General features: G+C 59.7%; 24 protein-coding genes and 1 tRNA gene. 9 read left to right on the forward strand and 16 right to left on the reverse strand.

Annotation, left to right across the window (positions count from 1 at the left end):
* Window positions 1-24 precede the first annotated feature (24 nt).
* Entirely contained in the window at window positions 25-1,335 is a 1,311-nt protein-coding gene (locus FJQ55_RS15245; RefSeq protein ID WP_140829483.1) for a L,D-transpeptidase family protein, read from the forward strand.
* Entirely contained in the window at window positions 1,332-1,574 is a 243-nt protein-coding gene (locus tag FJQ55_RS15250) for a sulfurtransferase TusA family protein (RefSeq protein WP_140829485.1), read from the forward strand. The genes FJQ55_RS15245 and FJQ55_RS15250 overlap by 4 nt, the downstream gene beginning before the upstream one ends.
* Here the strand turns inward: FJQ55_RS15250 and FJQ55_RS15255 are convergent.
* Together FJQ55_RS15255 and FJQ55_RS15260 are read right to left on the reverse strand one after the other, a co-directional pair.
* Window positions 1,571-2,743, reverse strand: coding sequence for a CobW family GTP-binding protein (locus FJQ55_RS15255; protein ID WP_140829487.1), 1,173 nt, complete (start codon window positions 2,741-2,743; stop codon window positions 1,571-1,573). The two genes, FJQ55_RS15250 and FJQ55_RS15255, sit on opposite strands and share 4 nt — an antisense overlap.
* Before the next feature lie 9 nt (window positions 2,744-2,752).
* A complete protein-coding gene (locus tag FJQ55_RS15260) occupies window positions 2,753-3,862 on the reverse strand; it encodes a D-alanyl-D-alanine carboxypeptidase family protein (protein ID WP_140829489.1) in 1,110 nt (369 codons plus the stop codon).
* Window positions 3,863-4,010: 148 nt separating this feature from the next.
* Between FJQ55_RS15260 and FJQ55_RS15265 the strand changes: the two genes are divergently transcribed.
* From FJQ55_RS15265 to FJQ55_RS15275, 3 genes are all read left to right on the forward strand, one after another.
* A complete protein-coding gene (locus FJQ55_RS15265; RefSeq protein ID WP_140829490.1) occupies window positions 4,011-5,171 on the forward strand; it encodes a M20 aminoacylase family protein in 1,161 nt (386 codons plus the stop codon).
* A gap of 86 nt (window positions 5,172-5,257) precedes the next feature.
* Window positions 5,258-5,334, forward strand: a tRNA-Arg gene (locus FJQ55_RS15270).
* Window positions 5,335-5,487: 153 nt separating this feature from the next.
* A complete protein-coding gene (locus FJQ55_RS15275; RefSeq protein WP_140829491.1) occupies window positions 5,488-5,775 on the forward strand; it encodes a pyocin activator PrtN family protein in 288 nt (95 codons plus the stop codon).
* A 227-nt stretch (window positions 5,776-6,002) separates the two neighbouring features.
* Here the strand turns inward: FJQ55_RS15275 and FJQ55_RS15280 are convergent, their stop codons facing one another.
* From FJQ55_RS15280 to FJQ55_RS15295, 4 genes are all read right to left on the reverse strand, one after another.
* A complete protein-coding gene (locus FJQ55_RS15280) occupies window positions 6,003-6,395 on the reverse strand; it encodes a hypothetical protein (protein WP_140829493.1) in 393 nt (130 codons plus the stop codon).
* A 250-nt stretch (window positions 6,396-6,645) separates the two neighbouring features.
* Window positions 6,646-8,448: a prohead protease/major capsid protein fusion protein gene (locus FJQ55_RS15285; protein WP_140829494.1), complete on the reverse strand. Its 1,803-nt coding sequence runs from the start codon at window positions 8,446-8,448 to the stop codon at window positions 6,646-6,648.
* Window positions 8,445-8,861 carry a hypothetical protein gene (locus tag FJQ55_RS15290; RefSeq protein ID WP_140829496.1) on the reverse strand — a complete coding sequence of 139 codons (417 nt, stop codon included), beginning with the start codon at window positions 8,859-8,861 and terminating at the stop codon, window positions 8,445-8,447. The genes FJQ55_RS15285 and FJQ55_RS15290 overlap by 4 nt, the downstream gene beginning before the upstream one ends.
* A gap of 112 nt (window positions 8,862-8,973) precedes the next feature.
* Entirely contained in the window at window positions 8,974-9,366 is a 393-nt protein-coding gene (locus FJQ55_RS15295) for a phage tail assembly protein (protein WP_140829497.1), read from the reverse strand.
* A 246-nt stretch (window positions 9,367-9,612) separates the two neighbouring features.
* On the opposite strand from FJQ55_RS15295, the gene FJQ55_RS15300 reads away from it, so the two are divergent.
* Window positions 9,613-11,760 (forward strand): phage tail tape measure protein, encoded by a 2,148-nt coding sequence (locus tag FJQ55_RS15300; protein ID WP_281285500.1) that lies wholly within the window; start codon window positions 9,613-9,615, stop codon window positions 11,758-11,760.
* Window positions 11,761-11,793: 33 nt separating this feature from the next.
* Here FJQ55_RS15300 and FJQ55_RS15305 read toward each other — a convergent pair whose 3' ends face one another.
* The 7 genes from FJQ55_RS15305 to FJQ55_RS15335 all read right to left on the reverse strand — a co-directional run bounded on the left by FJQ55_RS15305 (window position 11,794) and on the right by FJQ55_RS15335 (window position 14,774).
* The gene (locus FJQ55_RS15305; protein ID WP_140829500.1) at window positions 11,794-12,336 is read right to left on the reverse strand and encodes a hypothetical protein; all 543 of its coding nucleotides are present in this window, start codon (window positions 12,334-12,336) and stop codon (window positions 11,794-11,796) included.
* Window positions 12,337-12,338: 2 nt separating this feature from the next.
* Entirely contained in the window at window positions 12,339-12,566 is a 228-nt protein-coding gene (locus FJQ55_RS15310; RefSeq protein WP_140829501.1) for a hypothetical protein, read from the reverse strand.
* A gap of 459 nt (window positions 12,567-13,025) precedes the next feature.
* Window positions 13,026-13,271 carry a hypothetical protein gene (locus FJQ55_RS15315; protein WP_140829503.1) on the reverse strand — a complete coding sequence of 82 codons (246 nt, stop codon included), beginning with the start codon at window positions 13,269-13,271 and terminating at the stop codon, window positions 13,026-13,028.
* Window positions 13,268-13,609 carry a DUF6074 family protein gene (locus FJQ55_RS15320; protein ID WP_140829504.1) on the reverse strand — a complete coding sequence of 114 codons (342 nt, stop codon included), beginning with the start codon at window positions 13,607-13,609 and terminating at the stop codon, window positions 13,268-13,270. Before FJQ55_RS15320 ends, FJQ55_RS15315 begins: the two co-directional genes overlap by 4 nt.
* Before the next feature lie 94 nt (window positions 13,610-13,703).
* Window positions 13,704-14,156, reverse strand: a complete 453-nt coding sequence (locus tag FJQ55_RS15325) for a winged helix-turn-helix transcriptional regulator (RefSeq protein ID WP_140829505.1) — start codon at window positions 14,154-14,156, stop codon at window positions 13,704-13,706.
* Window positions 14,156-14,362, reverse strand: coding sequence for a hypothetical protein (locus tag FJQ55_RS15330; protein WP_140829507.1), 207 nt, complete (start codon window positions 14,360-14,362; stop codon window positions 14,156-14,158). The genes FJQ55_RS15325 and FJQ55_RS15330 overlap by 1 nt, the downstream gene beginning before the upstream one ends.
* A 214-nt stretch (window positions 14,363-14,576) precedes the next feature.
* Window positions 14,577-14,774: a helix-turn-helix domain-containing protein gene (locus tag FJQ55_RS15335; RefSeq protein ID WP_140829508.1), complete on the reverse strand. Its 198-nt coding sequence runs from the start codon at window positions 14,772-14,774 to the stop codon at window positions 14,577-14,579.
* A 110-nt stretch (window positions 14,775-14,884) separates the two neighbouring features.
* On the opposite strand from FJQ55_RS15335, the gene FJQ55_RS15340 reads away from it, so the two are divergent.
* The 3 genes from FJQ55_RS15340 (at window position 14,885) to FJQ55_RS15350 (ending at window position 16,868) form a co-directional block, all read left to right on the forward strand.
* The gene (locus FJQ55_RS15340; RefSeq protein WP_140829509.1) at window positions 14,885-15,208 is read left to right on the forward strand and encodes an Arc family DNA-binding protein; all 324 of its coding nucleotides are present in this window, start codon (window positions 14,885-14,887) and stop codon (window positions 15,206-15,208) included.
* Window positions 15,208-16,404 carry a tyrosine-type recombinase/integrase gene (locus FJQ55_RS15345; protein ID WP_140829511.1) on the forward strand — a complete coding sequence of 399 codons (1,197 nt, stop codon included), beginning with the start codon at window positions 15,208-15,210 and terminating at the stop codon, window positions 16,402-16,404. The genes FJQ55_RS15340 and FJQ55_RS15345 overlap by 1 nt, the downstream gene beginning before the upstream one ends.
* 230 nt (window positions 16,405-16,634) lie before the next feature.
* Entirely contained in the window at window positions 16,635-16,868 is a 234-nt protein-coding gene (locus FJQ55_RS15350) for a hypothetical protein (RefSeq protein ID WP_140829512.1), read from the forward strand.
* A 14-nt stretch (window positions 16,869-16,882) separates the two neighbouring features.
* Here the strand turns inward: FJQ55_RS15350 and FJQ55_RS15355 are convergent, their stop codons facing one another.
* The 3 genes from FJQ55_RS15355 to FJQ55_RS15365 all read right to left on the reverse strand — a co-directional run bounded on the left by FJQ55_RS15355 (window position 16,883) and on the right by FJQ55_RS15365 (window position 17,759).
* A complete protein-coding gene (locus tag FJQ55_RS15355) occupies window positions 16,883-17,074 on the reverse strand; it encodes a hypothetical protein (RefSeq protein ID WP_246085157.1) in 192 nt (63 codons plus the stop codon).
* Between the two features lie 74 nt (window positions 17,075-17,148).
* Entirely contained in the window at window positions 17,149-17,328 is a 180-nt protein-coding gene (locus FJQ55_RS15360) for a hypothetical protein (RefSeq protein ID WP_140829514.1), read from the reverse strand.
* Between the two features lie 71 nt (window positions 17,329-17,399).
* On the reverse strand, window positions 17,400-17,759 hold the full coding sequence (locus tag FJQ55_RS15365; protein ID WP_140829516.1) for a hypothetical protein: 360 nt from the start codon (window positions 17,757-17,759) through the stop codon (window positions 17,400-17,402).
* Between the last annotated feature and the right edge of the window lie 80 nt (window positions 17,760-17,839).

Consider the following 17,839-nt stretch of genomic DNA (forward strand, 5'->3'; position numbering starts at 1 on the left):
CAGTTCTGGAAAGAGCGTTTGCGCATGCGCTTGACATCAACGGCCCTGCTCCTGGTTTTTGCTGCTGCTCTCGCGGGCTGCAACGATACCTTGGAAAGTGCGACCTACGACACGCCGAAAGTAGCGAACAAGGTCGAGCAGCCGCTGCCCGGTCGTATCCTGGCCGAGATCCAGAAAAAAGGGATGGAGCGCAATTCGCCCATCATGCTGCGCATCTTCAAGGAAGAGGGCAAGCTCGAGGTTTGGAAGGCGAAGACCAACAACCGCTTTGACCTGATCGCATCCTACGATATCTGCGCCTGGTCGGGCCGTCTTGGCCCGAAGGTGAAGGAAGGCGACCGTCAGGCGCCCGAGGGCTTCTATCCGCTCACCCCCTATCACCTGAACCCGAATTCGAAATATTTCCTCGCCATCAACACCGGCTTCCCGAACCGCTATGACCAGGCCAATGGCCGCAGCGGCACGAATCTGATGATCCATGGCGCCTGCTCTTCATCAGGCTGCTATTCGATGACGGATGCGCAGATTCTTGAGATCTATGCCTTCGCCCGCGATGCCTTCAAGGGTGGGCAGACCTCCATCCAGTTGCAGGCCTTCCCCTTCCGCATGACGGCCGAGAACATGGCGCGCCATCGCCACAGCCAGCACATCGAATTCTGGAAGATGCTGAAGGTCGGCTACGACCAGTTCGAAGTGACCAAGCGTCCGCCGGAGGTCAATGTCTGCGAGAAGAAATACGTCTTCAATCAGGTGGCAGCCGACGGCAAGAGCTTCAATGCTCAGGCGGCCTGCCCGCCGATGTCGACGCCGCCGGCGCTCGAAATGGCCATGGCCGGCTACAATGCCGCTTACGACAAGGCCTATGACAAGGCCATGAAGAAATACGACGGCAAGATCTGGTACGACCCGACGGAAGCCGAGCGCAAGGCGCTGGTCGCCGACCTGCGCCGCTCGCGCGCCAAGGATCTCGCCTTTGCCCCGACCGGATCCGCTCTGAAGGCCGGCAAGCTGCTCGATATCGACGACGTCGATCCGGCAACGCTGGCTGCTCCCGATGGTGCGACCGCGATCAACCGCATGGCGAACAACGCATCGGTCAATGGCGGATCGGCTTCGATGTCGACACCGGGCAATGCTGCACCCGTCACGGCACAAACCGTTCCTGCTCCGACGGCTCCCCAGGCTCCGGCTACGCAGGCAGCTCCGGCCACCCAGACCGCAAACAACATTCCGGTGCCGCAGCCAAACCCGCTCGCACCGCCGCCGTTGACGGCTGCAGCCCCCGAGGTGCCGGCGAAGAAGAAGCCCTTCTGGATGCTCTGGCAGTCGGAATGACCGACGCCGTCTTCTATGACCTCAAGGGGCTGAAATGCCCCCTGCCCGTTCTGAAGACACGGCGGAGGCTGGCGGACATGAAGTCGGGCCAGGAACTGCTGATCGAGACAAGCGACCCGCTGGCCGGCATCGACATCCCGCATTTCTGCAACGAAGACCGCCACGACCTTCTCTCCCAAGAGAAGATCGAGACCGGTCACCGCTTCCGCATCCGCAAGGGTAGCGCTGGGAAAGCCTAGAACTTGAGGCCCGGCACCGACAGCGGATTGTCGGTCATGGCAGCCCGGTCTGGACGGTCGATGGCGACCCTTCCGGTAAAGGCGCCGAACAGATCCCGCACATAATCCTCCGACAGATCCTTCGTGATCAGCACCAGCCGCGTCCTGCGATCGGAGCCGTCTGGCCAGGCCGGCAGCCGCACCGGCGCGTGGAAGATCGACTGCACGCCATGCAACACCAGCGGCCTGTCCGGCCGGTCGGTCAATGCCACGATCGCCTTCATCCGGAGCAGTTTCTCGCCATGGGTCGACCGCAACAGGTCGATGAACATATTGATCGCCATCGGATCGATCGGCTGGTCGTGCACGATGGCGTAAGAACGGATCTGATCGCCATGCCGGTTCACGTCGTGGGCGTGATGATGGTGGTGCGCGGGACCATGGTCATGATGGTCGCCATGGTCGTGGCCGTGGTGACCATGATGGTGCTCATGGTCGTGATGGGGAGCGTCGGCAGCCGCCATTTCGTCGCGCAGCCAGCGATCGACGTCCGGGATCTTGCTGCCGGGGTCGTAAAGACCGTTGATCAGGATCGAGGCCTGCGCCGCATCCTCCTCGTCGCCATCGGTGATCGGCGCACGCGGATTAAGCGTGCGGAGCCGGGCCATGACGCGGTCGATCACCTCGCTATCGGCAAGGGTCTTCTTGGTCAGGATCAACCGGTCGGCGACCGCAACCTGACGGTAGGCCTCGGGGAAGTTGTCGATCGTGGCAAGACCGTTGACCGCATCGACAACCGTTAAGACGCCGTCGAGATCAAAATGCTGGGCGATCGCCGGATGACCCATGACGGACTGCATGACGGGCGCCGGATCGGCAAGGCCGGTGGTTTCGATGACGATCCGCGACAGGGGCTTAAGCCGCCCCGTCTGCATGCCGTCGATCAGTTCCGCCAGCGTATCCACGAGTTCGCCGCGCACCGTGCAGCAGAGGCAGCCGTCGGCGAGTTCCACCACGGCGTCGTTCGAGGCCTCGACCAGCAGATGGTCGATCCCGACCTCGCCGAATTCGTTGATGATGACTGCGGCATCCTTCATCGCCGGATCCTTGAGGAGCCGGTTCAAGAGGGTCGATTTACCCGCTCCGAGAAAGCCGGTGAGGATGGAGACGGGGATGCGCTCGAGCGTCATGACATCGCTTTACATGTTCGGCCGCGGCTTGGGGATCGGCACGTTGGCGATCTCCCCCGCCGGCACTTTCTTCGAATCGACCGGCGCGCTGCCGGGGATCAATCCGGCAAAGCTCATGACCGGCGGGTGGTCCATTTCTCGGATATAGGGTGAGAGAAGCTTCATCCGCCCCGCTTCATCGCGGCCTTCGCTGCGCACGGCGGCGGCCTTCGGGTTACAGATGTCGGCGCTGATATCGGCGACCTGATCCTGTCCCTCGCCATAGGGAGCGAGTGCATCCAGCCGATTGCCGGCGGTGTTCGTCGTCAGGGCCTTCTGCAGGAGATCGGCGGACATATCGGCGCGCGCACCCAAGCTGTCCGCACCCAGAACGACGGAGATGACCGTGCGTCCGTTGCGTGTTGCAGACGAGACCTGATTGAAACCGGAGGCACAGATGAAGCCGGTCTTCATTCCGTCAGCCCCCGGGAAGCGGCCAATCAGCATATTGTAGTTCGGATAGTCCTTCTTGCCGGTCGTCACACCCTCGAGCGAAAAATACCCGGCATGTTCCGGGAATTCGCGCCGGATGGCGGCGGCGAGAAGCGCAAGATCGCGGGCTGTCGTGTACTGCCCCTTGCCCGGCAACCCGTTCGGATTGATGAAACGGCTGGAGCTCATGCCAAGCCGCTGCGCCTCGGCATTCATCCGTGCGACGAACGCCCCTTCCGTACCACCGACAGTTTCGGAGATCGCCACGGCAATGTCATTGGCCGACTTCACCAGCAAAAGCTTCAGGGCGCTGTCGAGCGTCAGCTTCGAGCCCGGCTTGAAATACATCTTGCTGGCCGGCTGGTCGGTCGCATGTTTGCTCATCACCACGACGGTATCGAGCGATACCTTTCCGCTGCGGATCGCCTGGAAGGTCACATAGGCCGTCATCAGCTTGGTGAGCGAGGCCGGATACCATTTGCGGAAGGCTTCCTGATGCGCGATCACCCGACCGCTCGCGACATCCACCACCACGATCGGATTGGCGGCAGCGACACTTGGGACGGCAACCGCGACGAGGGCTGCGACGACGGCCACTTTACCGAGGGCTGCTCTGGCGGAAAACCTGCCCGGGCACTTCGTTGACACGGTTGAAACCTCATATTCAATGGTGAGGGGTGCTGGCACTGGGATGCCATGGGAGTGCAAGCAATGGCAAAGCCCATTGAATACGTCAATTGAAAGGCGCACATTCGGCCCCGACAATCATGTGATCGAAAGTGTCCAGGACAATACAATGCCGATACTGAACCGTGCCTCCGAACTCCAGTCGGAGGCCACCGCGTGGCGTCGCCATCTGCATGCCAATCCCGAAATTCTCTATGACGTCGAAACCACCGCAGCCTTCGTCGCGGAAAAACTGCAGGAATTCGGCGTTGACGAGATCGTGACCGGCATCGGCCGTACCGGCGTGGTCGGCATCATCAAGGGGATGGGCGCAGGCCCGACAGTCGGACTACGTGCCGACATGGATGCCCTGCCGCTCGACGAGATCACCGGAAAGGCTTGGGCCTCCACGACACCCGGCCGCATGCACGCCTGCGGCCATGACGGCCATATGGCGATGCTCTTGGGCGCGGCCAAACACCTGGCGGAAACCCGCAACTTCGCCGGCCGCGTTGCCGTCATCTTCCAGCCGGCCGAAGAGGGAGGGCGCGGCGCGCTCGCCATGGTCGAGGACGGCATGATGGATCGCTTCGACATCTCGGAGGTCTACGGCATGCACAACATGCCGGGTAAAAAGGCCGGCAGCTTCGCCATCCGCAAGGGCGGCATCATGGCGGCTCCCGACAAGTTTTCCCTGAAGATCACCGGTCGCGGCGGCCATGCGGCCGAGCCGCACAACACGAGTGATACGATCGTCATCGGTGCACAGATCGTCAGTGCATTGCAGACGATTGCCGCCCGCAATGCCAACCCGTTGCGCTCCGTCGTCGTGTCCGTCACCCAGTTTCATGCCGGCACAACGCACAACATCATCCCCGAAGAGGCTTTCATCTCCGGCACCGTGCGATCGCTCGACGAGGAGGTACGCGATCTTGCGGAACGACGCATTGGCGAACTGGCAGCAGGCATCGCTGCGGCGCATGGGGCGCAGGTCGAATACGACTACGAACGCGCCTGCCCGGTGACCGTCAATCATCCGAAGGAAACCGAATACGCCGCCAGGGCTGCGATCGATGTCGTCGGCCCTGATGACGTCGACACCGAGGTAGACCCGAGCATGGCCGGCGAAGACTTTGCCTTCATGCTGCAATCGCGTCCCGGCGCTTATATCATGATCGGCAATGGCGACACGGCAGGGCTGCACAACCCGTCTTACGATTTCAACGACGACATCCTGGCAGCAGGCATTTCGTATTGGGTGCGCCTCGCCGAACAGCGCCTTCCGCACTGAGCCTCACTCAAAAAGCGATGGGCGGAACAGCCGAGCCGGGAAAACCGCTTGGCTTGCCCGCCCGGCTTTTGTATGGAGGAAGAAGTGGTCCCGTAGCTCAGCAGGATAGAGCACCAGATTCCTAATCTGGGGGTCCCGCGTTCGAATCGCGGCGGGATCACCATAAAAATCAATGAGTTACACGTGAGAAGTCCAGATTTCTTGTTGCGCTGACCTGCAGCGATTACCGTTGATTTACAAGCACTTTCACTCACTATCGGCAGCTCCGTGCGACATGAAACGCAACATGTGTGCACGCTGGAGGCACTGAGGAATAATGAAAACTGCGTTCCTCCTCATGGCCCAGTACGATGGCAAGGCGATCATCTCCGTGGATGAAGTTTGTCGCGACTACTTCCGCCACCTCACCCCGGCGAAGTTCATTCGCAAGGTGGATGCTGGCGAGATCGAACTACCGATGATCAGGCTGGAGAAAAGCCAAAAGGCAGCGAAGGGAGTCCACTTACAGGACCTCGCTGACTACATCGACACGCAGCGCAGAGCGGCGCAACTAGACTTATTGAAATTGTCGCGCAGGGCAAACGGCCAAAATTCGGAGAAATGACGTTGAAAAAAGAGTGCCCAGCCGATTGCAACGGCGGATACGCCAACCGGCAAATTCGATTTCAGTTTGAAACGGCCAGCCTTCCCATAGAGGATAGAGAGCTTTTCAGAGCCGCAAAAATGAAACCTAAACGATGCACCTACTGCGGCTGCGTTTACATCGGACAACAGCGCATAGGTTGGTACGAAAGTGGTGTCGTCGGGAGCGGCTGGCACCCTCTCGATCGGCTATAGCTTCACCAGGCGAAGAACGGCGCGGGATAGGCCATCGCGCTCTACTGAGACGACGTCGAATCGCCTTCCGTCGTCCAGGCTCAAAGCGTCCCCCTGCCGGATGTCGTCGGCATAAGGGTGTCGCTTCACGTCGAAGCTGAAATCGAAGCTCATTCCGGTGGCGAGCGTGTGAAGGTCGTTTCCGCTTCTCTCCCGCTTCCCGGTCTCAATCGCGTCATAGGTCGGCATCTGATCGAAGACACCTTTCAGGTCGATTGTGCTCCGGCTTGGGTCCAGAGCGGGCCGACCGTTGGGATTTTGAGCCATCGGATAGACGGTTGCGCGGACGCTGAATTGCCGATCGACCGTCTTGCTGATCATACGGTCCAGGCGGTCGAAGATGGCCATGGGTGCGGCTCCTGTGTCTGGGGTGGTTCGCCCCCTCGCTCCCAACTCGACGAAGGGTTGGGGTCCAGGGGGCTGGCTTTCGCCGGATGCGGCGGCGACCGCTTACCTCGACCGCGCGATGCTGCGGCTGGCTTTCGGGTGATTGTTGCAGAAGCGCCATGATCACCGGCACGACGGAGGGGGGCGCAGGATAGCGCCCCCTCGCCCCCGCCCTTCCATGCCCTTGATCGGACACGGGAGGAGCGAGAAATCAGACCGTACCCGGGTTCTTCATCCAAGAGCGGTGTTCAAGGAAGGCAGCGCCGAAGTCGAGACGGACTTTGATTTCCACACCGTCAACGTCGAAGCCGGCGCGGTACTCAACATAGGGAGACTCAAACCCCTCCAAATAGCTGTATTCCAAGCCCTCCGCCTGCGCAGGATCTGCTGCGAGATACCATGCGGTGGCATTGGTCAGGCGTGGCTCCACGACAAGCTCAAGGCGTCGGCTGAAGGGGTTTACGTCCTCCAGCTTGGTGGCATTGATCTCCGTCAGCAGCTTTTCGGCCGTCGTTTCAAGCTCCGCTGGCACGACCAGGAACCGGGGCGCGATGTTTACAAGGTCGCCGGCAAGGCCGGTCTGCTTCCTAAAGGCAAGGCGGGCACTCGTCAGCCCTTCGATGTTGAGGGTCGAAGCGGTCAGCAAGTTCCTATGGTCGTTGTGGAAGACGGCCTTTCCGTCGTTCATCGTCGGGTTGCTCTCAAGCAACTGCACAAGAAACTTGGCTTCGAAGACGGCGGCTGCCTGCCCCATTTTCGTTGCAGCCGACGAAAACGCGCCAAGATCGTCATTTATCAGCGCCTGTCGCGTAATTCCGAAGATCTTGCCGAAGGTGTCGATACGGTAGCTCTCGGAATCCTCGAACATCGTGCCGCGCTTGTATTCGCCGCTCTCGGTTACCTTCTCCAGCTCGGGGCCGGTGGAAAGCTTCACGCGGGTCTTAGCTTTGAAATCGCGGGCGCTCGACTGACGAGAGACAGCCTTGAGGGCGGCAGGCGTCTGCGCGAACTCTGCCTGAAGGGTCTTGCCGGCAAGGTTCGACATTATCTCGGGGAAATCCGACGTCGAATGCAGAGCACGAGTTACCAGGCTGGCGGGCGTCAAGCCATGGGTGGATTCGCCAAGGTTCTCGATGCAGCGGCGGGCAATCTCCGGCACTGTGAGTCCGACGAGTTCGCGAGCGTCCGTTTCCGGCTTGTGGCGGTGGTCTATGCGGATCATTAGCGCGTCGACTGCGGCGGCGGCAAAGGACCGCTGCTGGCGCATGCCTCGGGTTTCCGAGATCGGGAAAGTCGGCGACTGCTCCTCCTTGGCAATGAGGTGATCGAGCATCGCGGCGCGGAAGCCGTCCAAGCTCGTGCCCTCTGCAATCGCCGTGGTCACGAGCTCGTCCCCCAAGTCGATTTTGGCGCTGCGGGCAAGATTGGTGATCTCGGTCACGCGCTTCCGCTCGGCGCGGGTCTGCGGTGCAGTCTGGGTATCGGTCATGTCGGTGTTTCCTTCATTTTCAAGTTCGCGGGTCATCGCGCCGGCATCGGCCGGAATTGGTACAAACGAGATTTCCAAGGGCTCCCACTTCGTGGCCCGAACCGTCGCCACGCCTCCGCTGGGGGCCTCCGTCCGCTTCTCCTCGTGGATCCGGTAACCCACCGAAATCGGCAACGTGTGGCCGTCCCTGAGGTCTTGGAGAAGCAACTCGGCTTTCTCCGAACGGGATAGGCGGATGGTGCAGCGAGCCTCACCACGGGCGATTTTCAAGCTCTGCGGCACAACGCTGCCCAAGCGATCGGCAAGGCTGCCTGCGCGGTGGCTGTCCAGTACACTCATGTTGCCCATGCGACCGGCGTCGATGGCAGCCGCGGTGACAACTAGGATCTCGTCGTACTGCCCTTCCCAGGGAGACCGCCGCCTTACCGGCTGCTCGGTCGCGAAAATGATTTCGACTGTCCTCGCCTCAAGGTCGAGTGTGGTGGAACCGGCGGGCAATGCGCGGTGGAGAATGGTGTCCGTCATGCGGCTGCCTTTCTGGTTTTCATGGCGGTGAGGCGCTGGCGAGCGCGGTCTACCGATTGATGAAGCGGCAGGGTCAGGGCCATCGGCACAGCGTCCAGGATTGAAGCGAGATGGCGCTCGGTCAGGCTGGCGAGTTGGAATGAAGCCTGCTCAGTCTCACAGAAGGTAATCCAGCACTTCCGGGCGGGATCTCCTGCGAGGTAAAGCAACTCGCTGCTAAATGTGGTAACGAGTTCGGCGGAGACGTGCGGCGCCATCCGGCATGTGTGCTGTAGGTCGCTCATGACCAAGAGTGCCCAGATGTCGGCCTCGGTCAGGCGATTGCCGTTCCTCCCGATCGCCTTCATGGCGCGTGAGATCGTCATTTCGCTCACGTCCAGCTCACGGGCAATGTCGGATTGGCGAATGGTCATCGGCCGCCCTCCAGGTCGCGGATTGCGATCACCTCTGGCCACCAAACTTCGGCCAATTCGCTGAAAGTCATTTCCATCAAGTCGCCCCTCGAAAATCCTAGAGTTGCCGCTGTCAGGGCTGCGAGCTGGGGCCATTGCCGGAAATCTGCTCGGCTGCCTCGCGAAGTTTTCGGGGCAAAAAATCCTTGGCTGCCTCCGACACGAGCATGAAATCGTCCCCGTCCAATTCGGCCAGAACTTCGGCGGGGGCGTCGGAAATCAGGCTGAGCAAGCCCATGTCTTCGTCGTCGCCCAGGCGCTGCAGAGCGGTGAAGTCGCGACCTTTCAACCGACGCAGATTGATCGCTTCATACATCTTGCCGTCGAACTGGACCGGGACGGTGAGCGGCACACGCTTCGAGCCCTCGAAGCCGGCGGGCGTGATCTGTGTCGCCGGGACCTTCTGCTTACGAGCCTCAAAGGCCTGAATTTCCGCTGCCGTTACGGCTTTCACGATCGTGTCCATTCATTCACTCCGTTGATGATTAGGAGCAATGGATAACAAAATATGATTGCTTAAGATAGAGTCCCTCAATCGGATCATGATTTCAGATGGAGAATGCCTATGGGAAACATCAAACAGGCCGCGCTTAGACTCTCGCTCGTGGACAACGTTTCAAAGCCGGCCAAGATGGTCGCGGCGACGTTGAAGGGACTGAGCGCGGCGGTCACGTCCTTCAACAACAACCGACTTGCTGCCAATGCGGCCTTCATGGACTCAGCGACAACGGCTGCAGCATTTGCCGCGGGTCTCTTCGTGCCTATCCGGGCAGCGTCCCGCCTTGAGGACGCAATGGCAGACGTCGCAAAGGTGACGGACCTCAGCGATCAGGCACTCGCCTCCCTCCGGTCAAGGCTTATCCAAATCTCCCGCGAAACGCCTCTCAGCGCGGAGGAACTGGCGAACCTGACGGCGGAACTTGCTAAGGCTGGCGTGGCTTCGGTTGACCTTGAGCGGATGACTCTAATCGCTGCCAAGTCGGCAACGGCCTGGGGTATCAGCGGACCGGAAGCCGCGACGAACCTCGCAAAGATCAAAACCGCGCTCGGTCTCAGCATTGCGGAATCCGAACGCTTCGCTGATCAGGTTAATGTACTGTCTGATGCGACGGCTTCCACGGCTCCCGATCTGCTCGATTTCAGCCGGCGCGTCGGCTCGCTCGGCAAACAATATGGATTCAGCACGGAACAGGTGCTGGCCTTCGGTTCGGCGATGATCTCTTCCGGCGCCACCTCTGAGACAGCTGCAACAGGGTTTCAGGCCGTCGGTCGAGCACTGGTCAAAGGCAAGGCCGCGACCAAGAGCCAGGAGGACGCGCTGGGGCGGCTGGGGCTCACTGCGACGGGCGTTGCCAAGGGAATGGCCAACAACGCGCTCGGCACGGTGCAGGACGTATTCCAGCGGATTCGCGAACTCCCTCAGGAGGAGAAAGCATCGATCGCCAACATGCTTTTTGGTGACGAGGCTCGAACGGCGCTCGCCTTGATCGAAAACACAGACACCCTAGCGAATTCACTCAAGGTGCTTGGAGACGAGGGCCACGTTGCGGGGTCGGTCCTCAGGGAGTTTGAAAAACGAATCAGCACGACGAGCGGAAGGGTTCGGCAACTGCGGAACCGCGCCATGGCGGCGGCAATCGCGTTCGGCAATAGCTTGTTGCCAACCATCCAGGATAGCGCGGACGCTCTCGGAGGGTATGCCGATCGGGCCTCTAGCTTCATTGAACAGAATCAGGAGCTAACCAAGCGCGTGACCTTGACAGCTGCCGGAATGGTCGGGCTCCGCCTTGCCGCGACCGGTGCACGGGCTGCGGTTTACGGCATTTTGAGGCCGACGAATCTGCTGATCGCTGGGCTCGGTTTTCTCGCTTACAAGAATTTCGACAGCATCCAAGGGCTGCTTACCGATCTCCAGGCGCTCGGGTCCGATCTCGGCAAAACCGCATTCGCGCAACAGTTCCTTGAGGGGGCTGGCCGGTCGCTCGAGCTGATCGGAACCGGCGCACAAAAGGCCGTGGCCGCTCTCCGCGAATTGTCCTCTGAGGGCTCCGCGCTCCGCGCTTGGCTCGACAGTGCCGACGGCGCTGGCTGGGGTGCCGCACTGGGATCGATCGCCGTCGGCTTGGGCGGCGTATTGGCTGCTACGGCTATCTTGGGGCGCGTCATCCGGCCAATCGCTGCGCTCGTCCGCCTTGTCGGCAAGCTGGCAAGCTTTGGGGCAGGTCTACGGGGTACGTCTGAGGGGCTGAAGGCGGTCGCGGCGGCCGGCGGTGCTGCTGGCGCTGCAAAGGCCGCTGGCGCCGCTGCAGGGGCGGTTGCTGACGCGGGTGAAGGGCGGAAAGGCGGCGGTCTCATGAAATGGCTTGGCCGGGGCCTGTCCGCGTGGTCGGCCTTTGAATTGGTCAACGCTATCCCCAGCGATCCGAAAGAGCTGCAGAAGTTCATGGCCGCGAACAAGGCGCGATCCGAAGGCTGGAACCGCTGGCTTGAGGAGAACATTGGTACGCCTCGAAGCTTGGTTGGTGTCCCCGATCGGGCGGCGGCGGCTCCACCCTCGGTCTCTGCCCAGCTCGCGACCGACAATGCTCGCAATGCTCGTGCCTCGGGGATGCGCGGCACAACGGACATGATGCCCGGAAAGACGGCCGACGATCTGGCTTTGAACGTGCAGGCGCCGGTTGATGCCCCAATCAACATCCAGCTAAACGGGGTGATGCTGCCCGAGGTGTTGGAAACCGTGCGGGCGACGGCCCGGGAGGTAGTAGCGCGGACTATGTCAGAGATGCAGTCGGCGCTGTCTCAACAGCTCAACCGGTCGCAACAGACGGCATTCGGCGGGGTCAAACCCTACGGAGATTAAAGAAAAGGCCCGCACATGGCGGGCCTCGTTTCGTCAACCGGCACTTGCGAAAGTTCGTCCGCCCCTACTCTTTGACGCTTGCCTGTAGCGAATAATAAACTGCGCAGGCTCGCGCACCTCCTGAGCCTTGGGTTCAAAGGTTAGCTTCAGCATTGATCGCAGACGGGGGCCCCAGAAGAATGAGTGGTAAGACGACACCAGAAGCGCAGCCGCAAGTGCTTCGCTAAAGGCATGCCTAGCCTCATCGGACACACCCGCAAGCGGGTCATTCGATTTCTGGCGAGAGTCGCGAGAATCGGTGTCACGCTCCCCATTCTTCATGCGGGTCAATATCAAAGACGTGATAAGACGCGTACCACGCATCATGTGGTGGCCGACCCACACCAAAATTTCACGGGTCTCCGCATGGGAGCTAGAAGTCAGCTGGACGAACCTTGTGGTGCTTCGATAATACTCTTCGACCAGCCTGTTTTGCGCTTCTGCTTGACGCGCACAACTTTGAAGCCAGACGCGCAGCGGCTTCATGAGAAAAGCTGCGATCAAAAGCATGAATGAAGCGATGAGCAATCCCGTCATGTTCATTCTCCCGAATTCTTCCCCGGCTCTTTGAGCTGGTTCTCAATCTTAAGCATAGAACGCTTGTGCGAAAGATTTGTTTTATGCCTCTCGTTCACAATCTTCCCGATTGCCACGACGATAGCGGGTATCTGTGGCATGCCATAAACACAGAAGATGATGAATGCGATCGCGAGCGGCGTCCATCCACCCAAATGGCTGAACAGCATACTCAGCGTTTCTTTATCCATGCCCAGCACCACCCCGCATTGTCAATTGCAGGGCAGGATTATCGTTACCGGTCAGCCAATGCAAGATGGTTGCAGTCGCAGCCTTTTTCAATCTCAACGCTTTCAATCAAGCGTGATGTTGATCTCTTTTAATTTACGAACCGTTGACAAGGCGCGTCGAATTACCGGAAGCGGAACCGAAAAACTGAAATGCTCGAAAACGCTCAAAAGCTGCGCTGCTTCCTGCCTGCGGTAGGGGTGGGGTGGGGTCCGAAGAACCTAGAGCCGGCGGGGCCTCCCTCTCGACTGGGGCGCCGCGTGGCTGTCCGGTGACGGGATCAACCGCGATACCGGGCTCGGCATGGTGCGTCTCGACTACGGTCTCCAGGCGACGACGGAGACGGGCGACTCGAGACTCCCTGCGCTCCCCTTCATTACCGTCTCTCTCCCGCCTAGCGGCCTTCTCGTGCTCGTCGTCGGTCATTGGATGGTTTCTCCCAAGCGCTTTGCTTCCGCCTCAAGGCCTTTCGCGTGGTCAATTGCTCGCGCCTCGGTCGCGTGCAGACTTTCAATAAGCCCCTCGTCGTCTCCTCTCGTCAGCATGACGGCCCAGACCTCAAACGGGGTGTGCGGGTACTCGATCTGATAGCCATCCAGTTCGATCATCACTGCCCGTTGTTTGACGGCACCCACGCGGACGGTGACGGGTTTGTTGTGGTCAGTCATGCTGTTTCTCCAGTTTTGTGGATGCGGGCGCACTCTGCGATCACGGATTGCATGAAGCGATCGGCCTCTCTGATCGCCAGCACCTCAGTGACTCCGCGACGGGTCAGGACTCCGATCACGGTCAGACGGGTCTGCTCGGCGTAGTAAGATCGATGGCGGCGGGTTCGGCACTTCGCCAACTTCTGAGCGACGTCCAGAACCTTCGCCAGCCGTCTTGAGGGCGGGAAGGGTAGGACAATTGCAGCGTCCTTCGTCGCCCAGTGCTTATCCTTTCTGGTGCGCTCAGTGGTGGGCATCGGGATAACAGCGCAGGTCGGTGGTGCCTGTCGAATAGTCATCGGCAATTCCTCCCTGTGGTAGATCTATATGTGTCTGCGTGGTGACACTGTGAGAGGGGTAAAAATGGTGCCGACAGTGTCATGAGGAGGACAGTCATGCTCGAATCCCTCCCATTTTCTGGGCTGGCTGTCCCTCTGGTGACACTGTCTGTCCTTGTGATGACACCGTGTTTTTTTCGGGCCACCGCATGAATTGCTTGGAGGGGAGCTCTCCGGTCACGTCACACTTGTACTCAGCAAGGCGCCATTCCGTTGCTGTTTTGGTTTTGAGGTTGAATGTCGATTGCTTCACCGGCTCGACAAAGTTTTTCGCACACAGGGCCCGGATGGCGCGTGACGCGGTTTCCTTCGAGACGTTTAGCGCCTCAGCGAGCTCTCTGCAGGACAGCACTATGCGCCCGTTGTTGAAGCCGTCATAACGCCACTTCAGTTCGAGATATGCGGCTCGCTCCACCGTGCTCAGGCTTCTGAAAGCCTTCGAGGTGAAGACAAACCCCTCAACCATGAGAAACTTCGCACGTCCCTTTCGTTTGAGACGATTGCTCATTAGCGGGCCTCCAGGTCGCGTGTCCGTCGGGCGATCTCGGTGACCAACACGAGCATCTGTTCCGCGTGTATGGCTGGCACAGGCACAATGGCTTGTCCGGCGCTTTCCTCTACCGTCGACATGTGCCTGTGGCAGAGGTCTTCGGCGATGGTGGCAAGCACATAGATTTCGTGGCGTTGGACGCCGAAACGATCGTCGCCTGTCATCGTGCGTCCCTCCCCTCCTCACGCTCAATGCACCTGGAGATGTCCTCAAGAGAAGCGTCGAATCTGCCACCTTCAATGACGGTACCGGCCTTTCGAGATCCCTCAACGAGCATGTATCCGCCCAAGTTGTCGGGTGAGTCCTTTCGCCAGTTCGACTTGAAGAAGGACCAGCCAAGCTTTGCAGCACGGCGGCGGAGATTTGAAATTGAAGGGGTCATGCCGTTTCCCCCATAAAAAAAGCGATCAGTTTGGAGCGCTCAATAACCCACCGACCGCTGACCTTCTTCGCGGGCAGCTCACCATTTTCCAGCATACCAAAGACTGCCCGCTCCGATCGGCCTATCAGCTGAGCGATCTCAGCGGCGCCCCAGATCAAATCGAGAGGAGCGCTACTAACTGCATGTTTCTTCATCTCACGGTGACCTTTCGTTAATATCCAGCAGATATGTCATATCCAGCAGATAGGATTGACGTCAATGGAAATTTATATCTGCTGGATATTATTGCGTGAGGTGGAGAGAAATGGGCGTCAATAGATCGAACATCGACCAGTACCAGTTGCGACTCCCCCCGGGCCTGCGGGAGCGGATAAAAGCCGCAGCAGAGGCTAGCGGGCGGAGCATGAACACTGAGATTGTCTTTCGCCTTGAAGAGAGTTTGGGCGAGGCTTCCAGCGAGCCTGCTGCAATGGGAACAGAGATTAGGAGGCTACAGGCCGAAAACGAGACACTGCGGTGGAATTTCGAGGTGCTTGCTAAGGAGTTGGCCGGACCAGCCGGGGAGAACCGTGAAGAGGTTATCCGGCTGCTGACTGCACTCCGTATCTTGGGACGGAATGTTGCATAATGAGTATCCGCAAGCGCGAATGGACCAGCCCCAAAGGCGAGAAGAAATCGGCATGGGTGGTCGACTACTTTGACGCTGGCGGCAACCGCCGGCTGAAGACGTTCAAGCTGAAGAAGGAGGCCGACGCGTTCGCGGCTTCGGCAAAGGTCGAGATCCGTGACGGGGTCCATGTCGCCGACAGCGCCAGTGTCACAGTCGAGGAAGCGGGTAAACTCTGGCTGAAAAGCGCACGGGCTGCCAACCGCGAGCGCGCCACGATCGAAGACTATGAGCGGCATCTGCGGATCCACATCACCCCCATCATCGGCGCGACAAAGCTGCCAGGGCTCTCGATCGCCAAGGTGCGGGCATTCGAGGACAAGCTACGAGAGAGCGGCCGATCGCCGGCCATGGTGAAGAAGGTTCTGGTGAGCCTGGGCGGTCTGCTGGCTGATGCACAAGAGCGCGGCCTTGTCGCCCGGAACGTGGTTCGGGACATGAAGGGCCGGCGGGGAGCGGGAGAAAAGCGCCAGGACAAGCGCCAAAGAGGGCGATTGAAGGTCGGTGTCGACATTCCGGCCCGTGATGAGGTGAAGGCACTGATCGGTTCATTACAGGGCCGGTGGAGGCCTCTTTTCCTGACAGCGGCCTTCTGTGGGCTGAGAGCTTCCGAGCTGCGCGGCCTGCGGTGGCAGGACGTGGATATCGAGCGGAAAGAGATCCGGGTCCACCAGCGCGCCGACCGGTTCAATGACATCGGCCGGCCGAAGTCGGAGACGAGCGAGCGCACGGTCCCGGCGCCGCCAATGGTCATCAATGCCTTGAAGGAATGGAAACTTGCCTGCCCCAAGGGTCCGTCCGGCCTCGACCTGGTGTTTCCGAACGGACAGGGCAAGGTCGAGCAATTGAACAACATCCTGCGGCGAGGCCTGCACCCTGCGTGGATCGCGGCCGGCGTGACGTCGACGAGAGAGGGCGAGGACGGCGCGCTGATCGTGGGCCCGAAATACACCGGCATGCACTGCCTGAGGCACTTCTTCGCCTCCTGGTGCATCAATCGGAAGGAAGACGGCGGGCTCGGCTTGACGCCGAAGATGGTGCAAGAGCGCATGGGACACTCAACCATAGCGCTCACAATGGACCGCTATTCGCACCTGTTTCCGAGGAATGATGATGCGGATGAACTGGCTGCAGCCGAGCAAGCCTTTATGGCCTGACTGCAACATAGCTGCGACATATTCAGCCAGAACCCATATATCACAGGCTATCGCGGCATCTTCCTAATCTGGGGGTCCCGCGTTCGAATCGCGGCGGGATCACCATTGCGTCAGCAAGAAGTTCCCTGTGCGAATCTGGGGTTGCAATACGTTACCAAAGCGTCAACGATGCAACTGTTCACTCTGGCGCGCCGTTCTGATTAGGCCAGATGATATCGGGAGGGAATGCCATGGCTTCGACATCCCAGCGGTCAACCGCCGAGAAATCTGTCATCGTGGAACGTGCCGTCACACGGATCAGCGACAATGCGTCCGCTGTGTTGGATGGGCCGGGCGAAGAAAATGCCACAGCACTGCTGCTGTACCTGGTGGAAAACGGGGTGAGCGACGAGGACGACCTTGTTGAACTCGCACTCTTGGCCAATGGCAAGCGTTACAATCCAAACGACGGAACGTTCTCCTGATGCTTATCGTTCCTTTACGACCGACCGCCGAGGTGTCGGGTGTCGGCAGCTTCGTCCCGCTCGTAGAGTTCCCGCGTCGCCATGTCGCTCCGCTTCATTTCGTTCGGTGTGAGGCGTCTTTGCCGCATCAGGCCGTAAACAATCGCGCCGCCCAGGAGTAGTGGGCCGATCATAACGGCCACCAGCCACAGAAAATTGCTGATCATAGGGGTTCATCCTTCGCTTCGAGTACTCTCGTTACCCTTGCGAACCCGCACCGGTTGCGGATGGTTCCCGACGATCAGGTCTCCTTGGAAATCTTTTCATCAAGTGCTAACTGCAGATCCTGTGCGAGGTCGAGCAGCCGCTGCGGAACCTGTTCCCGCGCAAGTTCGGCCATCAGCAGGTCGAGCCTGTCTCGGACGACGCCGCCCGTGCGGTCGCGTCTTACGGGATTGGAGCTTGCCGGGGGATGTGACATTCGGTTCTCCGCTATGCGTGGCTCGAATTAATTTGTCTGCCAAACCTTTACGTTGTCTAGCCAATTTCAGATCATTGCTCGATACTGTTTTTATTCGTGCCAGATTGGCGAGCTGCCAGCTCAGGAAATGCCTCCAATAGGTTTTCGCTTTCCCTGTAAACGAGATCCTTGACCTTGAGCACGATGCTCAGGCTATCCGACACGTCGATTTGCCCATCATGTGTGACCTCGACGCGATCGCCAGAGCCAAGAACCAGCGTCGCTCGACGCTTGAATCCCTGCTTGATCAACCAGTCGCGTGGTGCCTGCAGTTCGACCCTGGCAACCAACGTACTGTCCTTCTTCTCGACGGAAACATGATAGGTCATGGGGGACAGACGGTCGCCGATCAGCAACTGTCCCTGCCCGTCTGCGTTGTCGATATGTGCCATGATCTGCCTTTCGAATTTGGGAAACGTTGAAGCAAACCCTGCCTGAGGAGAGAAGTTCCCATCGAAAAAGCACCGGTTGG

The sequence above is a fragment of the Rhizobium glycinendophyticum genome (genome assembly GCF_006443685.1).
GTDB classification, from domain to species: domain Bacteria; phylum Pseudomonadota; class Alphaproteobacteria; order Rhizobiales; family Rhizobiaceae; genus Allorhizobium; species Allorhizobium glycinendophyticum.

Bases quoted from the DNA above. Each gene is read 5' to 3' on its own strand.
- FJQ55_RS15245 (WP_140829483.1), top strand. From the start codon at position 25: ATGCGCTTGACATCAACGGCCCTGCTCCTGGTTTTTGCTGCTGCTCTC.
- FJQ55_RS15250 (WP_140829485.1), top strand. From the start codon at position 1,332: ATGACCGACGCCGTCTTCTATGACCTCAAGGGGCTGAAATGCCCCCTG.
- FJQ55_RS15255 (WP_140829487.1), bottom strand. From the start codon at position 2,743: ATGACGCTCGAGCGCATCCCCGTCTCCATCCTCACCGGCTTTCTCGGA.
- FJQ55_RS15265 (WP_140829490.1), top strand. From the start codon at position 4,011: ATGCCGATACTGAACCGTGCCTCCGAACTCCAGTCGGAGGCCACCGCG.
- FJQ55_RS15275 (WP_140829491.1), top strand. From the start codon at position 5,488: ATGAAAACTGCGTTCCTCCTCATGGCCCAGTACGATGGCAAGGCGATC.
- FJQ55_RS15280 (WP_140829493.1), bottom strand. From the start codon at position 6,395: ATGGCCATCTTCGACCGCCTGGACCGTATGATCAGCAAGACGGTCGAT.
- FJQ55_RS15285 (WP_140829494.1), bottom strand. From the start codon at position 8,448: ATGACGGACACCATTCTCCACCGCGCATTGCCCGCCGGTTCCACCACA.
- FJQ55_RS15290 (WP_140829496.1), bottom strand. From the start codon at position 8,861: ATGACCATTCGCCAATCCGACATTGCCCGTGAGCTGGACGTGAGCGAA.
- FJQ55_RS15295 (WP_140829497.1), bottom strand. From the start codon at position 9,366: ATGGACACGATCGTGAAAGCCGTAACGGCAGCGGAAATTCAGGCCTTT.
- FJQ55_RS15300 (WP_281285500.1), top strand. From the start codon at position 9,613: ATGGACTCAGCGACAACGGCTGCAGCATTTGCCGCGGGTCTCTTCGTG.
- FJQ55_RS15305 (WP_140829500.1), bottom strand. From the start codon at position 12,336: ATGACGGGATTGCTCATCGCTTCATTCATGCTTTTGATCGCAGCTTTT.
- FJQ55_RS15310 (WP_140829501.1), bottom strand. From the start codon at position 12,566: ATGGATAAAGAAACGCTGAGTATGCTGTTCAGCCATTTGGGTGGATGG.
- FJQ55_RS15315 (WP_140829503.1), bottom strand. From the start codon at position 13,271: ATGACTGACCACAACAAACCCGTCACCGTCCGCGTGGGTGCCGTCAAA.
- FJQ55_RS15320 (WP_140829504.1), bottom strand. From the start codon at position 13,609: ATGACTATTCGACAGGCACCACCGACCTGCGCTGTTATCCCGATGCCC.
- FJQ55_RS15325 (WP_140829505.1), bottom strand. From the start codon at position 14,156: ATGAGCAATCGTCTCAAACGAAAGGGACGTGCGAAGTTTCTCATGGTT.
- FJQ55_RS15330 (WP_140829507.1), bottom strand. From the start codon at position 14,362: ATGACAGGCGACGATCGTTTCGGCGTCCAACGCCACGAAATCTATGTG.
- FJQ55_RS15335 (WP_140829508.1), bottom strand. From the start codon at position 14,774: ATGAAGAAACATGCAGTTAGTAGCGCTCCTCTCGATTTGATCTGGGGC.
- FJQ55_RS15340 (WP_140829509.1), top strand. From the start codon at position 14,885: ATGGGCGTCAATAGATCGAACATCGACCAGTACCAGTTGCGACTCCCC.
- FJQ55_RS15345 (WP_140829511.1), top strand. From the start codon at position 15,208: ATGAGTATCCGCAAGCGCGAATGGACCAGCCCCAAAGGCGAGAAGAAA.
- FJQ55_RS15350 (WP_140829512.1), top strand. From the start codon at position 16,635: ATGGCTTCGACATCCCAGCGGTCAACCGCCGAGAAATCTGTCATCGTG.
- FJQ55_RS15355 (WP_246085157.1), bottom strand. From the start codon at position 17,074: ATGATCAGCAATTTTCTGTGGCTGGTGGCCGTTATGATCGGCCCACTA.
- FJQ55_RS15360 (WP_140829514.1), bottom strand. From the start codon at position 17,328: ATGTCACATCCCCCGGCAAGCTCCAATCCCGTAAGACGCGACCGCACG.
- FJQ55_RS15365 (WP_140829516.1), bottom strand. From the start codon at position 17,759: ATGGCACATATCGACAACGCAGACGGGCAGGGACAGTTGCTGATCGGC.